Source organism: Flavobacterium sp. RSP46 (assembly GCF_003984825.1).
Lineage (GTDB): Bacteria > Bacteroidota > Bacteroidia > Flavobacteriales > Flavobacteriaceae > Flavobacterium.
Map to the genome: position 1 here is coordinate 102,880 of NZ_RYDM01000004.1, position 18,340 is coordinate 121,219.

At 36.9% G+C, this 18,340-nt stretch carries 15 protein-coding genes; 10 read left to right on the forward strand and 5 right to left on the reverse strand.

Translation table 11 applies throughout. From position 1 onward, the window contains the following. Genes EKM01_RS08300 through EKM01_RS08310 form a run of 3 tightly spaced genes read right to left on the reverse strand, consistent with a single transcriptional unit; the run spans position 1 to position 2,704 of the window. Positions 1-1,119 (reverse strand): DegT/DnrJ/EryC1/StrS aminotransferase family protein, encoded by a 1,119-nt coding sequence (locus EKM01_RS08300; RefSeq protein ID WP_126767812.1) that lies wholly within the window; start codon positions 1,117-1,119, stop codon positions 1-3. Further along, positions 1,116-2,066, reverse strand: a complete 951-nt coding sequence (locus tag EKM01_RS08305) for a FemAB family protein (protein WP_126767815.1) — start codon at positions 2,064-2,066, stop codon at positions 1,116-1,118. Before EKM01_RS08305 ends, EKM01_RS08300 begins: the two co-directional genes overlap by 4 nt. A 35-nt stretch (positions 2,067-2,101) precedes the next feature. After that, positions 2,102-2,704, reverse strand: coding sequence for a trimeric intracellular cation channel family protein (locus tag EKM01_RS08310; RefSeq protein ID WP_126556317.1), 603 nt, complete (start codon positions 2,702-2,704; stop codon positions 2,102-2,104). Positions 2,705-2,881: 177 nt separating this feature from the next. Here EKM01_RS08310 and EKM01_RS08315 point away from each other — a divergent pair, with 177 nt between their 5' ends. From EKM01_RS08315 to EKM01_RS08340, 6 genes are all read left to right on the forward strand, one after another. Next, a complete protein-coding gene (locus EKM01_RS08315) occupies positions 2,882-3,667 on the forward strand; it encodes an RNA methyltransferase (RefSeq protein WP_126556320.1) in 786 nt (261 codons plus the stop codon). A 394-nt stretch (positions 3,668-4,061) separates the two neighbouring features. Further along, positions 4,062-6,281, forward strand: coding sequence for a bifunctional (p)ppGpp synthetase/guanosine-3',5'-bis(diphosphate) 3'-pyrophosphohydrolase (locus tag EKM01_RS08320; protein ID WP_126767823.1), 2,220 nt, complete (start codon positions 4,062-4,064; stop codon positions 6,279-6,281). Positions 6,282-6,397: 116 nt separating this feature from the next. Continuing rightward, a complete protein-coding gene (locus tag EKM01_RS08325) occupies positions 6,398-6,880 on the forward strand; it encodes a Fur family transcriptional regulator (RefSeq protein WP_126461125.1) in 483 nt (160 codons plus the stop codon). A 31-nt stretch (positions 6,881-6,911) separates the two neighbouring features. Beyond that, positions 6,912-8,183, forward strand: coding sequence for an adenylosuccinate synthase (locus EKM01_RS08330; protein ID WP_126461129.1), 1,272 nt, complete (start codon positions 6,912-6,914; stop codon positions 8,181-8,183). 61 nt (positions 8,184-8,244) lie between these two features. Further along, positions 8,245-8,826 (forward strand): GDP-mannose pyrophosphatase NudK, encoded by a 582-nt coding sequence (nudK, locus tag EKM01_RS08335; RefSeq protein WP_126767826.1) that lies wholly within the window; start codon positions 8,245-8,247, stop codon positions 8,824-8,826. After that, positions 8,826-9,707, forward strand: coding sequence for a DMT family transporter (locus EKM01_RS08340; RefSeq protein ID WP_126767828.1), 882 nt, complete (start codon positions 8,826-8,828; stop codon positions 9,705-9,707). Before nudK ends, EKM01_RS08340 begins: the two co-directional genes overlap by 1 nt. Positions 9,708-9,789: 82 nt before the next feature. Here the strand turns inward: EKM01_RS08340 and EKM01_RS08345 are convergent, their stop codons facing one another. Beyond that, positions 9,790-10,428, reverse strand: a complete 639-nt coding sequence (locus EKM01_RS08345) for a peroxiredoxin (RefSeq protein ID WP_126767831.1) — start codon at positions 10,426-10,428, stop codon at positions 9,790-9,792. 287 nt (positions 10,429-10,715) lie between these two features. Further along, entirely contained in the window at positions 10,716-11,927 is a 1,212-nt protein-coding gene (locus EKM01_RS08350) for an MFS transporter (protein ID WP_126767833.1), read from the reverse strand. An 832-nt stretch (positions 11,928-12,759) separates the two neighbouring features. On the opposite strand from EKM01_RS08350, the gene EKM01_RS08355 reads away from it, so the two are divergent. The 4 genes from EKM01_RS08355 (at position 12,760) to EKM01_RS08370 (ending at position 18,331) form a co-directional block, all read left to right on the forward strand. Then, complete coding sequence (locus EKM01_RS08355; protein ID WP_126461142.1) at positions 12,760-12,981, forward strand: hypothetical protein; 222 nt, start codon at positions 12,760-12,762, stop codon at positions 12,979-12,981. A 189-nt stretch (positions 12,982-13,170) separates the two neighbouring features. Then, the gene (locus EKM01_RS08360; RefSeq protein WP_126561838.1) at positions 13,171-13,755 is read left to right on the forward strand and encodes an RNA polymerase sigma factor; all 585 of its coding nucleotides are present in this window, start codon (positions 13,171-13,173) and stop codon (positions 13,753-13,755) included. Between the two features lie 92 nt (positions 13,756-13,847). Further along, complete coding sequence (locus tag EKM01_RS08365) at positions 13,848-14,792, forward strand: FecR family protein (RefSeq protein WP_126767836.1); 945 nt, start codon at positions 13,848-13,850, stop codon at positions 14,790-14,792. A gap of 89 nt (positions 14,793-14,881) precedes the next feature. Then, positions 14,882-18,331, forward strand: a complete 3,450-nt coding sequence (locus EKM01_RS08370) for a SusC/RagA family TonB-linked outer membrane protein (protein ID WP_126767838.1) — start codon at positions 14,882-14,884, stop codon at positions 18,329-18,331. Positions 18,332-18,340 lie beyond the last annotated feature (9 nt).

The window sequence follows — 18,340 nt, forward strand, 5'->3', positions numbered from 1 at the left end:
TTAATATGTATTTAAAATTGCAATAATATGACGAACCTCCTCCGGTGTCAAGGCAGGACTTATGGGCAAACTCAAAACTTCTTCATGAATTTTTTCAGTAATTGGAAAGGACAACATATTCCATCCCGCAGTCTCAGAAGAGAAAGCTTTTTGACGGTGGGGCGAAACTGGATAATGGATAACCGTTTGAATTCCGTTTTGACGTAAATATTCTTGTAAATCCGTTCTATCCTGAGTTCGAATGACAAATAAATGAAAGACATGATTGTTTGACAAATCCCAAAATGGAAGTATTATTTTATCGTTTTTTATTTCTGATAAATAGCGATTGGCAATTGTTCTTCGGCGGTCGTTCTCAGCATTTAAAAACGGTAATTTCACATTTAAAAAAGCAGCTTGCAATTCGTCTAATCTGGAGTTTATCCCTACATAGTCATTATAATACTTGGTTTCCGATCCGTAATTTCGAAGCGACTGAATAACCCTGGCTAATTCAGAATCATTAGTCGTAACGGCACCGGCATCACCCAATGCCCCTAGATTTTTCCCAGGATAAAAACTATAGGCTTGGGTTTTTGGCTTTTGGTTTATGGTCTTCGCACTTTCATCTTCAAAGGAAGCCCCGTGAGCCTGAGCCGCATCTTCTACTACTAATAAATTGTTTGCTGCAGCAATTTCATTTATTTTCTCCATTTCTGCCAGCTGTCCGTAGAGATGAACGACTAGAATAGCTCCCGTTTTAGAAGTGATTTTTGCTGTAATTAAATCGGGATCCAAGTTATAGGTTTCTAATTTTGGCTCGCTCAGAACCGGAATTAAATCTGCTTGCAAAATAGCGAGAATACTGGCAATGTACGTGTTTGCTGGCACAATGACTTCGTCCCCTTTTTGCAGTTTTCCTAACACGATATAGGCTTTAAAAATGAGCACTAAAGCATCAAAACCATTTCCCGTCCCAATACAGTATTTTGTTCCGCAATAAGCCGCAAAATTGGTTTCAAACTCGCTGACTTCATTCCCTAAAATATACCAACCATTCGCTAAAAACCCTTTTAATTTTTCCTGAAAAGCAGTTTCATAGGGCTTGTTTGTTTTTTTTAAATCTAAAAATGGTATCATACTAGATTCATTTTATAAAAGTCTTGGCCATATACCGTGCAGCCTAATTCTTCTTTTTGTTTCAAAAGTCCGGCATGAAATCCGCTTTCATTAGTATCATTTACAATACCCATATCAAAAAAAAGCATGCCTTGTTTTTTGTATTTTTCTATTAAGGTAATAAATGCAAAATCCAATGCGCGCAACTCCTCGCCTTTTTTAGTGGTGGCTCCGTATTGTGATTTCACCACCGTTTCGGTTTCAAACAGCGTCACTCCGGCAACTATTACATCTTCATAATACACTGAAAATTGTTTGATGTTTTGCGGAAATAATATCTTTAATTTTGTGATTTCTTGCAAGGTATGAACTGGTTTTGCATTGTATTTTTCACGCAATCTTGGTTCTAAAACCAATTCCCAGAAAGAGTCCGGCTCCGCTTCCTCGACAAGTTGCAAATCGAATGCTTCAATTTTTCTCAAATGCTTCAATTTACTTTTAGAAACAGTCAGTGGCATTGCTAAATTAATGGCCAAATTCATTTCTTTCTTCTCCAGAAAAGCACCTTTTTTAAGCAGGAAAAACTCCATTTCAGCATTTCCTTTTGAAAAATAAAAAAAAGGGATTTGTTTCAAATAAAAGGATTGGATGCTATGGTCTTTAAAAAAAGACAAAACACAGTCTACAAGTTCCGCTACTATCTCTGCTTTTATTATAGCTGAATAAACCAAGCCGCCATAGGTCAAACCCTGATGTGAAAAAATGCTGTTTTCCAGTTTATTAGCTGGCAAAACTGCTACCAGTTTTTGTTTGTCATAAATCAGTACTGAAAAATCTTCAAAGCGATCCTCATGGTATTCCATAAAATCACGGTGAAACAAAAAGGTTGCATTTTTGGCTTGACCAATAAAGGAATTCCAATGGTCATAATCGCTTTTTTGATATCGTTTGACGGTATAATTTTTCACGCTTTGGTTTTAGACTTTGTGAAAGTAATCATTTTTTATTTAGGTTCTAAAGTGGGCAGATACCATTTGAATTTTACGGCCATCAACCGAATTATAATAATAAAAATTGACGTTGTTATGTATAAAATATCCTTATCCAAATTAAATTCCCGAAGCATAAAAAATAGCATTCCGCCCAGAATACAAATCGTGGCGTAAATTTCCCGTCTGAAAATCACCGGAATATCGTTGCATAAAATATCCCGAATAACCCCTCCAAAACAAGCTGTGATCGTTCCTAATGCAATGCATATAACAGGATGCAAACCAATATTTATTCCTTTTTCAAGACCAATTAATGTAAAAACGCCCAGCCCGACGGTATCAAATAAAAACAAAGAAGTGCGCAAACGATCAAATTTTTTCCTGAAAATAATCGACAAAACAAACCCCAAAAAAATCACATACACGTAATTCAGGTCCAGCATCCAGCCCACGGGCGTCCTACCAATCATAACATCTCGTAAGGTTCCGCCGCCAACAGCCGTTACAAACGCAATGATGAACACCCCAAAAGGATCGAGTTTTTTACTCATAGCGGTCAATGCGCCTGACATGGTAAAAGCAATCGTACCGACAAAGTCTAGAAAGTAAAACATTTAGATTGAAATTTTTTAATTTTGGAATTTCGACAAAAATAAAGAAAATACTCGTAAAAATAACCAAAGTAACTGGCATTAATGCTGCTATTGCTTCCAAATAAATATTCGGATCAGATTAGAAAACTGGATTTTCTCTGTGTATCTTTGTCGTGTTTAATTAAATAGAGGAAAGCCTTGAAACAAATTACTTCGATACAAAATCCGCACATAAAATCCTTAGTGCAATTGCAGGAAAAAGCAAAAGCGCGCAAACAATCCGGTACTTTTTTGATAGAGGGAAAACGGGAAATTTCAATTGCCATCAAAGGCGGTTACGAAATAGAAACTTTATTGTTTTTACCTGAACTTTGTTCCGAGACTGAAGCGCATCAATTTTCTGAAAATGCAGAATTGATCGAAATCAACAAAGAAGTCTACCAGAAACTGGCTTATCGCGATACCACCGAGGGTATTTTGGCTATAGCCAAAACCAAATCATTGCGATTATCCGATTTAGAATTATCCGAAAACCCATTGATTCTAGTTGCTGAAGCACCTGAAAAACCGGGAAACATTGGCGCTTTGTTGCGCACTGCGGATGCTGCTAATCTGGATGCCGTGATTATTGCCAACCCAAAAAGCGATTTATACAACCCAAATATTGTGCGTTCCAGCGTAGGTTGTTTGTTTACCAACCAAATTGCAACCGGAACTACAGCAGAAATTATTGCTTTTTTGAAGGAACGAAAAATCAATTTTTATTGTGCAACGCTACAAAACTCCACTTCCTATCATACCCAAGATTACACCACACCAACGGCTTTAGTAGTAGGAACAGAGGCAACTGGCTTGACAGCAGCATGGCGAGAAGAAGCCACGCGAAATATTATTATTCCAATGCAGGGCGAAATCGATTCTATGAATGTTTCCGTTGCTGCAGCCATCTTGATCTTTGAAGCCAAAAGACAACGGGGATTTTAGACTGAAGATGAATGCTTTTTTGATAGGAGATTTCAAAATTTTCATTGGCACACCTAAAGACAATTGGTTTAGAGAAGTGCAACTTTCAGGTAAAAGAGAAATTTTATTTTGCTTCCAAACGTTCCCACAACTTTATGGTGCTATTTTTTCTGCAAAGACAGTAATTGTGTGGTAAAATGGAATAATACCTATTTTCATGCTGATGTGTATTTATTTTTAGAATGTGTGGCAATTGAAAAGCAGTCTGAATCACAATAAAACCCATTTCCGGACGGACTGATTTCAGTTATGACTTTCAAAATTTAGCGTTTAAAAAAATCCTGTAATATCGTGCTTAAATAAAATTGCATATCTGCTAACTTATTGCTATTTTTAAGAAATGAACCATGCCGTTATGATCGAAATAGATTTAGAAAAAGAAAATAAAGCTATAGCTCAGGAGTACAAAGAGTTACTTCGAATAAGCTACCAAACCTTGAGTGATGAGGACAAAAAACTCATCCGAAAAGCCTTTGATGTATCTGTAGAAGCCCATAAAGAGCAACGCAGAAAGTCCGGTGAAGCCTACATTTTTCATCCTATCGCTGTAGCAAAAATTGTTGCTTCAGAAATAGGTTTGGGAGCAACCTCTATTGCAGCTGCATTATTGCACGATGTGGTCGAGGATACACCCACTACAATTCAGGACATCGAGCGCTTATTTAATCCTAAAGTAGCCCAAATTGTTGAAGGATTAACAAAAATATCTATGGTGCAAAGAGACCTAAACGTTTCAATGCAAGCCGAAAATTTTCGCAAGATGATTTTGACGCTAAATGATGATGTGCGCGTAATCCTGATTAAACTTGCTGATCGCCTGCACAACATGCAAACCATGGATTCGATGCAAGAGGACAAGCAGACTAAAATTGCATCTGAAACCTTGTACATTTATGCGCCACTGGCCCATCGATTGGGTTTGTACAATATCAAGACAAAACTGGAAGATTTAGGATTAAAATATACGGAACCAGCAGTATACAATGAAATCGTAAGTAAAATAAAAGAAACTAAAGAGGAGCAGGATGCGTATATTGAGGCTATTTCAAATATTTTAAAAACATCCTTAGATACTGAAGGAATTGATTATATCATAAAAGGCCGTCCAAAATCAATCTACTCCATCCGGAGAAAGATGCAGGCTCAAAATGTAAGTTTTGACGAAGTGTATGATAAATTTGCACTCCGAATTGTTTACAAATCAACTCCCCATGACGAAAAATTCATCGCTTGGAAAATATACTCCATTGTAACGGACCACTACAGGCCCAGCCCGAGTAGGTTGCGCGATTGGATTTCGTCTCCAAAATCTACTGGCTACGAAGCCTTGCATATTACCGTAATGGGACCCAAAGGGCGCTGGATTGAAGTTCAGGTACGCAGCGAACGCATGGATGAAATTGCCGAAAAAGGATATGCTGCGCACTACAAATATAAAAATGGCGCTACCGAAGAAAGTGGTTTGGATGTCTGGCTCAATTTACTAAAAGAAGCCTTAGAGAATTCTGAGACAAATGCAGTAAATTTTGTGGAGGATTTCAAGATGAATTTATATTCAAAAGAAATTTTTGTTTTTACCCCAAAGGGAGAAATAAAATCCTTGCCCAAAGGTGCTACATCGCTTGATTTTGCTTTCAGCATTCACTCCGAAATAGGCATTCGCACCAGGGGAACACGTGTAAACGGAAAATTAGTCCCGTTGAATTTTGAATTAAAAAGTGGTGATCAAATTGAAGTAATCACGTCACAACATCAAAAACCAACGATCAACTGGCTGGATTATGTGACCACTTCAAGAGCCAAAACTAAGATAAAAAATGTTTTAAACGAGAACACCAAGAAAATTGGAGAAGAAGGAAAAGAACTGCTGACGCGTAAACTAAAGCATTTAAAAATAACTTTAAATGAATCTGTTGTAAATGAGCTAGTCAATTTTTTTAAGTTAAAAACAAGCTTAGATTTATTTTACAGAGTCGGGATTGGCGCTATAGAAAACCAACAACTCAAAGATTATGCCGCCCAAAAAAGCAATTCTTTTATTAATTTTTTCAAGAATAAAATAAAACGAACCGCCAGCACAGCTGATGAGGACATTCATAAACCAATAATAAGCAGCAATTATGACATGCTCGTATTTGGCAAAGAACATGACAAACTGGATTATAAATTATCCCCGTGTTGCAACCCAATTCCCGGGGATGACGTGTTTGGGTTTGTCACGATAAACGAAGGGATAAAAGTGCATAAAAAAGATTGCCCAAACGCGATTGGAATGCAATCCAACTATGCCTACCGGATCATGACGGCCAAATGGATTGACTCTTCCCAAGAAGAATTCAAAGCCATCATAAACATAACCGGAATGGATGTTTTAGGACTTACCAACCAGCTGACAAAAGTGATTTCGAATAATATGCATGTGAACATCCAGAGTATTTCTTTGAGCACAGAGGCAGGTATCTTTCATGGGCAGGTGGCCGTAATTGTTCAGAACAATACAATCTTAAAAAAATTAATCAATAATATCAAAAAGATTGATGGAATAGATAAGGTAACCCGAGTTTATAAAACCTAGAAAAGTTGCTGGTTTTTTACATAATGTAGCTTTTCATACCTGAAACGGAACAAACTTGAAACTAAACAAACCGGAAATTTTAATCTTTAAACTAAAAAATTTATCTTTGCCAGCATATGACACTCATTTCCACAGATAACAACAAGAATCAAGAAATTGTAAAAAATGTTTTTACAATGTATCTTGAAAAAAAAGGACATCGCAAAACGCCTGAACGTTATGCTATTCTTCAGGAAATTTACGATAGTGAAGAACATTTTGACGTAGAGAATCTCTACATCAAAATGAAAAATAAAAACTATCGGGTTAGTAGGGCAACCCTTTACAATACTATCGAATTATTATTGGACTGTGCTTTAGTGCGCAAACACCAATTTGGACAGAATCAGGCACATTACGAAAAATCATATTTTGACAAACAGCACGATCACATTATCATGACTGATACCGGTGAAGTAATCGAGTTTTGTGACCCTAGAATCCAAAGCATCAAAAAAACAATTGAGGAAATTTTCGATATAGAAATTACAAATCACTCCTTATACCTTTACGGTGTAAAAAAGGAAAAGAATACTCTGGACGAACAAGATCGTTCCTAAATATAAAAATTAACTACAAATAACATATAGAATGACGGTAGATTTATTACTAGGGTTGCAATGGGGAGATGAAGGAAAAGGAAAAATTGTGGATGTTCTTACTTCGAAATATGACATTATTGCACGTTTTCAAGGAGGTCCAAATGCAGGACACACTTTAGAATTTGATGGAATAAAACATGTTCTTAGAACTATTCCTTCCGGTATTTTTCATAAAACTGCTGTAAACATCATTGGAAACGGAGTTGTAATTGATCCTGTAGTTTTTCAAAAAGAAATTGAAGGCCTTGAAAAATTTAATTTAGACATCAAAAACAAATTAATCATTTCAAGAAAAGCGCATTTAATTTTGCCAACGCACCGCTTGTTAGATGCCGCATCAGAAGCATCTAAAGGAAAAGCAAAAATTGGTTCTACTTTAAAAGGAATTGGCCCTACTTATATGGACAAAACCGGAAGAAACGGAATCCGTGTGGGTGATATTGAATTAGAAGATTTTACAGATCGTTACAGAGCTTTGGCTGACAAGCACGAAGCCATGATAAAATTCTATGATGTTGCGATACAATACAATTTAGAAGAATTAGAAAAAGAATTTTTTGAAGCTATCGAAGAGCTAAAAAAATTAGACTTTATTGATAGCGAAGAATATTTACACCAAGCGCAAAAAGCAGGTAAATCAATATTATGTGAAGGAGCCCAAGGTTCGTTATTAGATGTTGATTTTGGAACCTATCCATTTGTGACTTCCTCTAATACAACTGCCGCAGGCGCTTGTACCGGTTTAGGGATTGCTCCAAATAAAATCAAGGAAGTATACGGAATCTTCAAAGCCTATGTAACACGCGTTGGAAGTGGCCCGTTCCCTACTGAACTTTTTGACGAAGATGGTGCAACTATGGCCCGTGTTGGAAATGAATTTGGATCAGTAACCGGCAGACAAAGACGTTGTGGCTGGTTAGACTTAGTAGCACTGAAATATGCGGTTCAGGTGAATGGTGTAACCCAACTGATGATGATGAAAGGGGATGTCCTTTCAGGATTTGAAACGTTGAAAGTATGTACGGAATACAATTATAAAGGAGAAAATATTTCACATTTCCCATACAACATTGAACCGGAAAATGTAACTCCAGTGTATCAGGATTTCAAAGGATGGAAACAAGATTTGACTGGTATGACCACATATGATGAGTTACCAATCGAATTAAAAGAATACATTGAATTCATCGAAAAAGAAGTAGAAGTGCCTATCAAAATTGTTTCTGTAGGTCCAGACAGAAAGCAAACGATTCTGAAATAAGATTATGAAACGTCCCGATAAATCGGGACGTTTTTTTTAGTTTAAAAATCAATTCCTACGAATGAAAAACCCAACCATTAAAATACAAAAAACCGAATTGCTCTCAGACAATTGGTACCTTTTAAACAAAGTCACTTTTGACTATCAAAAAAAAGACGACTCCTGGATTACCCAAAAAAGAGAAGTCTATGATAGAGGAAACGGAGCCGCCATTTTACTTTATAACACTTTACAAAAAACCGTTATTCTTACACGCCAGTTTCGCTTGCCAACCTATCTTAACGGGAATGAAACCGGCATGATGATTGAGGTTTGTGCCGGCCTTTTGGATCAAGACAATCCGGAGCAATGCATCATTAGAGAAACCGAAGAAGAAACAGGATATCGTATTTCTACAGTCAAAAAAGTCATGGAAACATATATGTCGCCAGGAGCTGTAACTGAAATATTGTATTTATTTGTTGGCGAGTACGATGAATCTTTGAAAGTAAGTGACGGTGGCGGAGTAGCACATGAGGAAGAAAATATAGATGTGATTGAAATGTCTTTTGAAGAAGCGTATGCCATGATTGAATCTGGTCAAATGCAGGATGCCAAGACTATTATGTTACTACAGTATGCTAAAATTCATAATTTGGTTTAATGAGTAATCCCACTAAAGGAGTTCTATTTGCCTTATTTGCTACCTTGTTATGGTCCGTTAATATGGTCATCGCCAGTGGCATAAAAGACCACATTCCTCCTATAGGACTGGCCTTTTGGCGCTGGACAATTGCATGTCTCGTTTTGGCTCCATTTGCTTTAAAAAGCACTACTAGAAATTTCACAATTGTTAAAAAACACCTCCGGTATCTTGTGTTTACGGCGGTATTGGGAATCACTATTTTCAACACGTTAATTTACATTGCAGGAAAAACAACGAGTGCTGTGAATTTATCGCTAATCGCCATTTCGATTCCGTTATTTATTGTTGCAATCTCCAGAATTATTTTTAAAGAGACCGTTTCTAATCTGAAAATCATAGGAATTGTAACTATAATCACAGGGGTTCTAGTGCTAATTACCAAAGGTTCGCTTCAGGCCTTGCTAAAAATCAACTTTACCATTGGGGATTTATTGATGCTTGTGGCTTGCTTCTTTTTTGCGTATTACACTATTTTAGTGCGCAAAAAACCACCTGAATTAACACCAAAAGTATTTTTGTTTAGTGTTTTTGTAATAGGCACACTGCTCCTTTTTCCTTTTTATCTTTGTGAACATTTGTTTTACAAAAAAGTTGTTTTTGACACTAAAACGATTCTGATTACCACCTATGTTGGCATTTTTGCTTCGCTGGTTTCTTTCTATTTGTGGAACGAAGCCATACGATTGATAGGCACATCGAAAACAGCTCTAATCTATTATTTAATCCCAATATTCAGCGGTATTCTTGCTTACTTTTTCCTAAATCAAGCAATTGGATTGATACAAATTATTAGTATGGGCATCATTGTTTCTGGTTTATTAATTACCAATAAGAAGTAATTTTTAATTTTTGACAAAATAGAAAAGCAGAATGAATTTATTTTCATTCTGCTTTCATGTTTATACGGTTTTCTAAAAAACATTATTTATTGGGCTGCGGAGTCATTCGCAAATACGGTTTGACCCTTTCGTAGCCTTTTGGAAATTTAGTCGGGATATCTTCATCTTTAACCGCAGGCGAAATCACAACGCTGTCTCCATCTTTCCAGTTGGCCGGTGTGGCCACGCTGTAATTAGCTGTCAATTGCAGACTATCGATGACACGCAATAATTCATCAAAATTTCTACCGGTTGATGCCGGATAGGTCAATGTCAATTTTATTTTTTTGTCTGGTCCTATTATAAAAACGGAACGAACGGTGAAACTCTCACTTGCGTTGGGATGAATCATGTCATATAGTTCCGCGATATGCTTGTCTTCATCTGCTATTATAGGGAAATCTACAGTAGTATTTTGAGTTTCATTGATGTCTTTAATCCATTCCATGTGTGAATCGACGCTATCTACACTCAATGCGATTACCTTGACATTTCGTTTTTTAAATTCAGGATAATACAGTGCTGCTGTTCCTAACTCAGTGGTACAAACCGGTGTGAAATCAGCGGGATGTGAGAACAAAATACCCCAGGAATCTCCCAGCCATTGATAAAATTCTATTTTTCCTTGTGACGTTTCTGCTTCAAAATCAGGAGCAATATCGCCTAATCGTACTGTTGCCATACTCTTTTATTTTAATAATTAGTAACACTGTAAGGTATCGAAATAAACACACTTTAGAGGAAAAACAACTCTTAAAATTCTACTAATTTTTATAAAAACCAGAACGAAGCCCTTTAAAAAATAATGCCATTAGGAAACCAAATACCTAGAGCTCTGATCGCAACAGCATCTCCCGATTTAGAAAAACGAGGCTTTTTCAGCTGTAGTTTTTATTACCTTGGAATACAAGTACAGAGCAGGATACGAGCGAAGCGAACTGACGAAGTAAATATAGCTACGAAAAAGTATTATTTTTTCTTTAAATTAGGCAAAAAGAAAGCAATAATTCCGATCAGCGGCAAATAGGCACACAGGTAATAGACATAAGTGATACTGGTGTGATCTGCTAGATTTCCGAGTAAAGCAGAGCCTAAACCTCCCATTCCGAAGGCGAAACCATAGAAAAGTCCAGAAACCATTCCGAGTTTTTTAGGCAGTAATTCCTGTGCAAAAACCAGAATAGCCGGAAAGGCTGAGGACATTATAGTTCCAATGAGGACGGAAAGGACTCCGGTCCAAAATAAATCGACAAACGGCAACAGTAAGGTAAAAGGCGCGGCTCCCAAGACAGAGAACCAAATGACGTATTTCCTGCCGTATTTATCGCCCAAAGGCCCACCAATTAAAGTTCCTATTGCGCAAGAAGCTAAAAACAAAACCAAGTGAAACTGGGCATCCTGCACTGATAATCCAAATTTTTCGATTAAATAAAAGGTGAAATAACTGGACATACTGGCCATGTAAAAGAATTTTGAAAATATCAAAACCATCAAAATTCCCACGGAGATTGCGATCGTTTTTTGGGACAAATTAGGCAAATTGATTACCGCTTTTTTAGTGCTCCTTATACTCAAATGATTTTGATACCACAGGGCAATCCTACTCAAAACAACCAATCCGATAAGGGCGACGGAGACGAACCAAATGATGTGATATTGGGAATTAGGAACCACAATTAAGGCAACCAGTAAAGGCCCGATTGCTGTTCCTGCATTGCCCCCCAACTGAAAAATGGATTGTGCCAAACCCCGTTTTCCTCCAGAGGCCAAAAAGGAGATTCGGGATGCTTCAGGATGAAAAATAGACGAACCGATCCCGACCAATACAACCGACACTATGATCATTGAAAAACTGGACGCATAGGACAAACCCACAATTCCGGATAAGGTAAAAAGCATTCCGAAAATTTGGGAAAAAGGTTTTGGTCTTTTGTCCGTGTAGAGTCCCACGATCGGCTGCAAAATGGAAGCCGCTAATTGATAGGCCAAGGTAATTAACCCGATTTGGGTGAAGGTTAAATTAAAATTTTCTTTTAAAATAGGGTACGCGGCCGGAATAACGGCCTGTAATAAATCATTGAGCAAATGAGCAAATGCAATAGAAAACAGGACAGGATACACGGTTTGCTGTGCAATAACGGTAGTGTCAATTTGTGTTGCATTATCAGAGGATGAATTCATATTTTTTAATAAAACTGTATTATTAATGCGAATAAGGAGTAGCAAAAAGATGCCCAAACCTTTAAATTAATTAAAAACAAAAGACTGAAAGCCATACTATTTAAGATGCTTTTGACTCCTTTTTGACCTAGCTGTATACTCTGAATAAGGTGCTAAAATTAGTTAAAAATTGCGTTTTAATCCGTAAAAAAGATGGAAAAAAATTAAAACAAGCACGATTTGTTATTACAGTAAATTAAAATCCTGTTTAGGTATTTATAAAAATTATTACGCCTCTCTTTGTAGAAATTCAGTACTGCCTTGCCTATTTTTTTTTTACAAAAAAAGCAGAAAAAATACATTTTTACGCGTTTAAACGGTGATAATAGCTTTTAAACGGTAAAAAAAAGAGTGTTTTACTAAAAAATATTTTATATTTAAAGCGTTAAATTATAGCGTTTGGATAATTCTGTAAAAGGACAGTTGCTAAAAAACAAAAGGACTCTCGACTAAGTGGACTATATTTACAAAAGAGAACTATTCCTAAAAAAGTTAGCATCGAATCACATTAATTTTCAGCATTTTTTTTAAAATTAAAATAAAAATTCCGGGTAATTCGGGTAATTCGTGGCTGGAATAATTAAGTGGTATAATTACGGACGGTCCTGTATAATAATCTTATTAATAGCAGAACAGCAAAACTTATTTAGAGAAATACTTAAAAAGTATATTTATAAAAAATAAAACTTGCCTTATATTTTTAATAGTACTCTGAATTTTAAAATTGATTTGAATTATTATCTATATTTGGACTGATATCCAAAGTAAATAAACCAACTTTAAAATTTATAACATGAAAAAAATACTAACATTTGTTGCAATTGCATTCTTCACTACTGCTCTTAGTGCGCAAGAAGTAAAAGCTGTCGCAAAAGCTAAAAAAGAATCCTGTTGTGCCAAAAAAGACTCCAAAGCAATGACTGCCGCAGAAGTTGAAACATGCAAAACAAAATGCAAAGCCGAAGGAAAAAAGTGTGCGGCAACAATGGCAAAAGTCAGCGGAAAAAAATGCTAAACTAAAACCTTCCATTTTCACTTTATAAAAAACGACGCTTATTTCAGCGCCGTTTTTCTTTTTAATAACCAGAAAAAAAAATGTTTAACACCGTTGGGGATAAATCATCGACATTCGTTAACCATAGCTTAAACTCCTTTCGAATCCCAGCTTGTTAAAATTGATTTCATTTGTAGCAACTACTACAGCATGAAAACAACACTACTGCTATTATCCGATACGGAATTACAAACAAGATTGCAGCACCAGGATCAGCTTGCCTTTGGCATCTTATTTGACCGTTATTGGAAAAGATTGTATACCTATGCTTTTAAAATCTACAAAGAGGAAGCCATTTGCGAAGATATTGTTCAGGAAATATTTATTAGTCTCTGGGAAAAATCAGCCAATACATCTATTGAAAATTTAGAAGGTTATTTACTCCGAGCCGTCAAATACAAAGTTGCCAATCACATTCGGGATTTAAAATTTGATTCCGGGCATCTTGAAATACTCCAAAACATCCCGAATCCTTCCGGAACCGACAAGCATTTAGTATACCAAGAATTTGAATCCGAAATTTTTAAGCAAATAAAGAAACTCCCTCCCAGAAGCCAAGAAGTCATAATCCTGAGCCGATTGGAACATTACACCAATATTGAAATTGCCCAAAAATTAAACATTTCAGTCCGCACCGTAGAAAAGCACATCAGTGATGGATTGAAATTGCTTAAAATGAAGATTGACCCCTGCCAATTCTCGATTTTTATTACGGGAATGTTGCTGCAATGTTAATCCACTCCCCCTTCTGTTACCAAATCTTTAAGACTGAATTTCCCACTACGTAAAAACAATACCAGCGGGTACTTATAGTAAAAAGACCCGTTTTGCAAAAAGAAGACTTCCTCACATTAGCCCAAAAATATGTTCAAAATAAATGCACGCTATCCGAAAAAGAGGCTGTAGAAACCTTCTTCTTTAAACAAACAGAGAAAGAACAAAACATCATAATACTTTCTTTAACCCAAGAGAAAAGAAATGCAATCCTGCATAAAATAAATACTACCATTAACAAGCCCAAAGGAAAGCTGCAAAAACGCTATTCGAATATGGGCAAAATAGCTGCCATTGCAATTCTTTTTATCGGAATTTCTTTCGTAATAACCCAATCTACCAGTACAAATCGCATCACACAATCCGCTACCAAAGGGGAAATAAAAACACTCTTTTTGCCTGATGGCAGTCAGCTGGTTTTAAATGGCAACAGCAGCGTTACTTACGCAACCAATTTCAAAAACAACCGAAAACTAGACCTTAAAGGAGAAGCTTATTTCAAAGTAGTTCGCAATCCAAAAAGTCCTTTTACAGTAGAAACCCCTCAATTCAAAATCAAAGTTTTAGGAACTTCTTTTACCATTAGCGCGTATGAAAATTACCCCAATACCATCCGTGTGCTATCCGGAAAAGTAACCGTGAATTCTAAAGAAAATCCCAATCACAACGTATTGCTAACTAAAAATCAACAACTGCGTTTTCATACATCACAGCTTCCACTGCTCACAAACAATACCCGGGAAGATTTCTTGGCTTGGACTAAAAATATTATAGTGCTCGAAAATACAAGCCTTGGCGAAACAGCCGCAATTTTGAAAAATAAATTTAATGTGACCATTCTTTTTGAGCATCCAGAATTAGAGCAACTTCGGATTACCGGAAAATTTAAAAACGAAAATATCACTACTATCCTCAACAGTATTGCCGAGGTAAAACAATTAGAAATTCACGTTCAAAACCAAAACACCATTTTTATACGAGAAAAACCAAAGAAGTAAATGCTGGAATTCGCTATTAAAACCAATACTTAAGTGGCATTCGAATTGAGATCCCATTAAAACAAAATAAATATTTAAAACCTATTAAAATGAATTTGAAAATCCAATTTCTTTTTTCCCTAAAATTAAAAAAATACCTGTACCTGTTCAGTTTCCTCTTCATGTTTTCTGCAATGGTTGCAATGCCTCATACAACTATAACTACCGAGGAGAAAAATTTCTCTATCGACATCAAAGAAATCCAAATCAGGGAAGTCTTTGATATCTTAGAAAAAAAGACTCCTTACACCTTTGTTTTTGACGAAACAATCGCCTCTTCAAAACAACGTTTGACTTTAGTGGTAAACAAGGAAAGCATACATACTATTTTAAATAAAATTACCGCCCAAACTGGCTTTCAATTTCGCCGCATCAACAATACCATTTCTGTAACCAAATCTCCTTCAATTCAGCAGCTCACCCGCGGCACAGTAAATGATTCTCAAGGCTTGCCTTTACCTGGAGCAAGCGTTTTAGAAAAAGGAACTACAAACAGCACCACAACTGATTTTGACGGAAAATTTAGTCTGACCACCTCCACGGCTAATGCGATTTTAGTAGTTTCCTATATGGGTTTTGATGACAAAGAAGTATCCGCAAATAATTCTGCGCCACTGGTAATCCGCTTAACAGCGAACACTAATGCGCTGAACGAGGTTGTGGTAACTGCTTTAGGAATTAAAAGACAGGAAAAACAATTGGGTTTTTCGCAACAAACCATCAATGCCGATAATCTGGCACAAACCGCTCCAAATAACTGGTCTTCAGGCCTAAAAGGAAAAGTGGCCGGTTTAAATATCGTTTCCTCAGGATCCGGGCCTCTAAATTCCCAACAAATTACCTTAAGAGGAAATAATTCGTTGAATCCCAATGGGAATAATGCCTTAATTATTGTAGATGGTGTTCCCCTAAACAGTAAAATAACCAGCTCAGGATCTGACAGTGCGTATATGGGCCGCGATTCTCCAGTTGATTTTGGTAACGGTATTTCAGACCTTAACCTGGATGATATCGAAAACGTAACAGTCTTAAAAGGACCCGGAGCCACTGCACTTTATGGAAGTCGTGCCGCAAATGGTGCGTTAATTATCACTACCAAATCCGGTAAAAAGAACAAAGGCCTTGGGATTAGCTATAATACAGGAGTCACTTTTGACGTCATTCAACGTTGGCCAGATTACCAATATGAATATGGTCAGGGTACCGGAAAATCATTTGATCGAAATGGAAATCCGTATTATTCCTATTTAAGTTCTTCCGATGGAAACAATACGGGTTCCACCAGTAGCGCCTGGGGACCAAAATTTGACGGACAATCCTATTTTCAATACGATCCCGTAACGCAGACTCAAGGAACCGAAAGAACACCTTGGACTCCCTACAAGAATAATATTAAAGATTTCTGGCGTACCGGAATTACTATAAACAACAACCTCACGCTTCAAGGCGGGGACAAAAATGGTTCCATGAGAATGTCTATTGGTCATTCTAAAAATGAATGGATCATGCCTAATACCGGATTTGAAAGAATTACAGCCTCTGTGAATGCGGATTATAAAATCTCGGATAAAATTAAAATTGCTTCGGTGATCAATTACAACAACAGAGACAGTGACAATTTACCGAGTACCGGTTACAATAATGGCTCTATCGCCTACTTTACGATTTTCCAAAATCCAAATGTAGATCTCGATTGGTACCGCCCTATTTGGAGACAAGGTCAAAACCAAATCCAACAGCTGCAACCCTTCAGTAGTTATATTGATAATCCCTATTTAATTGCCAATGAAGCTACAAATTCCTTAGCAAGTAACCAAATCGTGGGAAATCTGAACGCCACAATCCAGTTGGCTCCCAATTTAGATCTTTTATTAAGAACTGCTTTAAACACCTACCATCAGGATCGGGAGCAAAAAAGACCCTACAGTATCAACCGGTATGCTAAAGGATTTTTTAGAACACAGGATGTATTTATGCAGGAAGTAAATTCTGATTTTTTATTGACTTACAAGAATAAGCTGTCAAACGATTTTTCCTTTTCTGCGTCAGCAGGTGGAAATGCGATGAGCTATAAATACCAAAGGATGGATGCTGCTGTGGAAGGCTTAGTAGTTCCTGATGTTTATAAATTGGCAAATGGGATCAGCAATCCAATCATAAGTGTAAATGACAGTTATAAAAAAGTCAATAGCTTGTACGGACTGTTCTCCCTTTCTTTTAAAGATCAGATTTTCTTAGATGTTACGGGCAGAAACGACTGGTCCAGTACTTTACCAGTACAAAACAATTCTTTCTTTTACCCTTCTGTAAATACCAGTTTTATTCTTTCTGAAATATTCAACTTACCCAAATCACTGGAATATTTTAAATACCGATTGTCTCTTGCCCAAGTGGGTAATGATACTGATCCGTATAGAACCAGTAAATACTACGATCAATCTGCCTTTGCAAGTTCAGCAGTAGCGCCATCAACCTTGTATAATGCAAATTTTAAACCGGAAATCACCACCAGTATTGAAACCGGTTTTGAAGGGCGATTATTCAAAAACAGAATCAATTTTGACGCGACGGTCTATCAGACAACGACTAAAAACCAAATTATTTCTGTTCCCTTAGACATCACAACGGGATTCAGTTCCGGCATCATGAATTCTGGCGAAGTTCGAAATCGAGGAGTTGAACTCACCCTAACCGGAAAAATTGTCAATATGGATAAATTTAAGTGGTCAACCACTTTAACTTGGTCCAAAAACTGGAATCGCGTCATGGAACTTGCCGATGGTATTCAGGGACAACAAACCATTGGTTCAGGAGGTTCAGCCACATTGATTGCCAAAGAGGGTGGGACAACAACCGCAATATACGGCTACGGTTTTGTACGATCTCCTGACGGTCAGATTGTATATGACAATGCGGGTTTACCGGCCTATCCGGATGAAATTCAATACATAGGCGATGCCACTCCGGATTGGAGAGCCGGATTATACAACAGTTTTAAATTTGGAAACATAGGTTTAAATGTCATGTTGGATGGTCAACTTGGCGGTATCATCTATTCCCAAACCCATCATAAACTATCTGAAATGGGTAAAATCAGATCTACCATAAAAGGACGCGAAGAAGGAGTGATTGTAGGCGAAGGAGTAGTATTAAATTCCGATGGTACGTATTCTCAAAACACTACTGAGGCCCTGACTCCGGACTGGTACGCCAGGTATTACCGCAGAGCCAATGTCGAGTCCAACTCTTTTGAAGCTTCTTATGTAAAATTGAGAGAAGTAAGTCTGCAATACAGTTTCTCTCCAATATGGCTTAAGAATACCGGCATTACAAGTTTAGATGTATCGGTTTTTGGTCGAGACTTAGCGGTTCTTTCTGACTTTCCTATTTTCGATCCGGAAACGGCAGCCTTAAATGGAGATACTATTTTACCCGGTATCGAAATGGGTCAAATGCCCACTCCTGCTACCTATGGTTTTAATTTAAAAGTGAATTTCTAAACTATTATT

Excerpts from the sequence above, each read along its gene's own strand:
- EKM01_RS08340 (WP_126767828.1), top strand. The coding sequence starts at position 8,826 with ATGAGTAATCCCACTAAAGGAGTTCTATTTGCCTTATTTGCTACCTTG.
- EKM01_RS08360 (WP_126561838.1), top strand. The coding sequence starts at position 13,171 with ATGAAAACAACACTACTGCTATTATCCGATACGGAATTACAAACAAGA.
- EKM01_RS08345 (WP_126767831.1), bottom strand. The coding sequence starts at position 10,428 with ATGGCAACAGTACGATTAGGCGATATTGCTCCTGATTTTGAAGCAGAA.
- EKM01_RS08300 (WP_126767812.1), bottom strand. The coding sequence starts at position 1,119 with ATGATACCATTTTTAGATTTAAAAAAAACAAACAAGCCCTATGAAACT.
- EKM01_RS08370 (WP_126767838.1), top strand. The coding sequence starts at position 14,882 with ATGAATTTGAAAATCCAATTTCTTTTTTCCCTAAAATTAAAAAAATAC.
- EKM01_RS08350 (WP_126767833.1), bottom strand. The coding sequence starts at position 11,927 with ATGAATTCATCCTCTGATAATGCAACACAAATTGACACTACCGTTATT.
- EKM01_RS08310 (WP_126556317.1), bottom strand. The coding sequence starts at position 2,704 with ATGTTTTACTTTCTAGACTTTGTCGGTACGATTGCTTTTACCATGTCA.
- nudK (WP_126767826.1), top strand. The coding sequence starts at position 8,245 with ATGAAAAACCCAACCATTAAAATACAAAAAACCGAATTGCTCTCAGAC.
- EKM01_RS08330 (WP_126461129.1), top strand. The coding sequence starts at position 6,912 with ATGACGGTAGATTTATTACTAGGGTTGCAATGGGGAGATGAAGGAAAA.
- EKM01_RS08325 (WP_126461125.1), top strand. The coding sequence starts at position 6,398 with ATGACACTCATTTCCACAGATAACAACAAGAATCAAGAAATTGTAAAA.
- EKM01_RS08320 (WP_126767823.1), top strand. The coding sequence starts at position 4,062 with ATGATCGAAATAGATTTAGAAAAAGAAAATAAAGCTATAGCTCAGGAG.
- EKM01_RS08355 (WP_126461142.1), top strand. The coding sequence starts at position 12,760 with ATGAAAAAAATACTAACATTTGTTGCAATTGCATTCTTCACTACTGCT.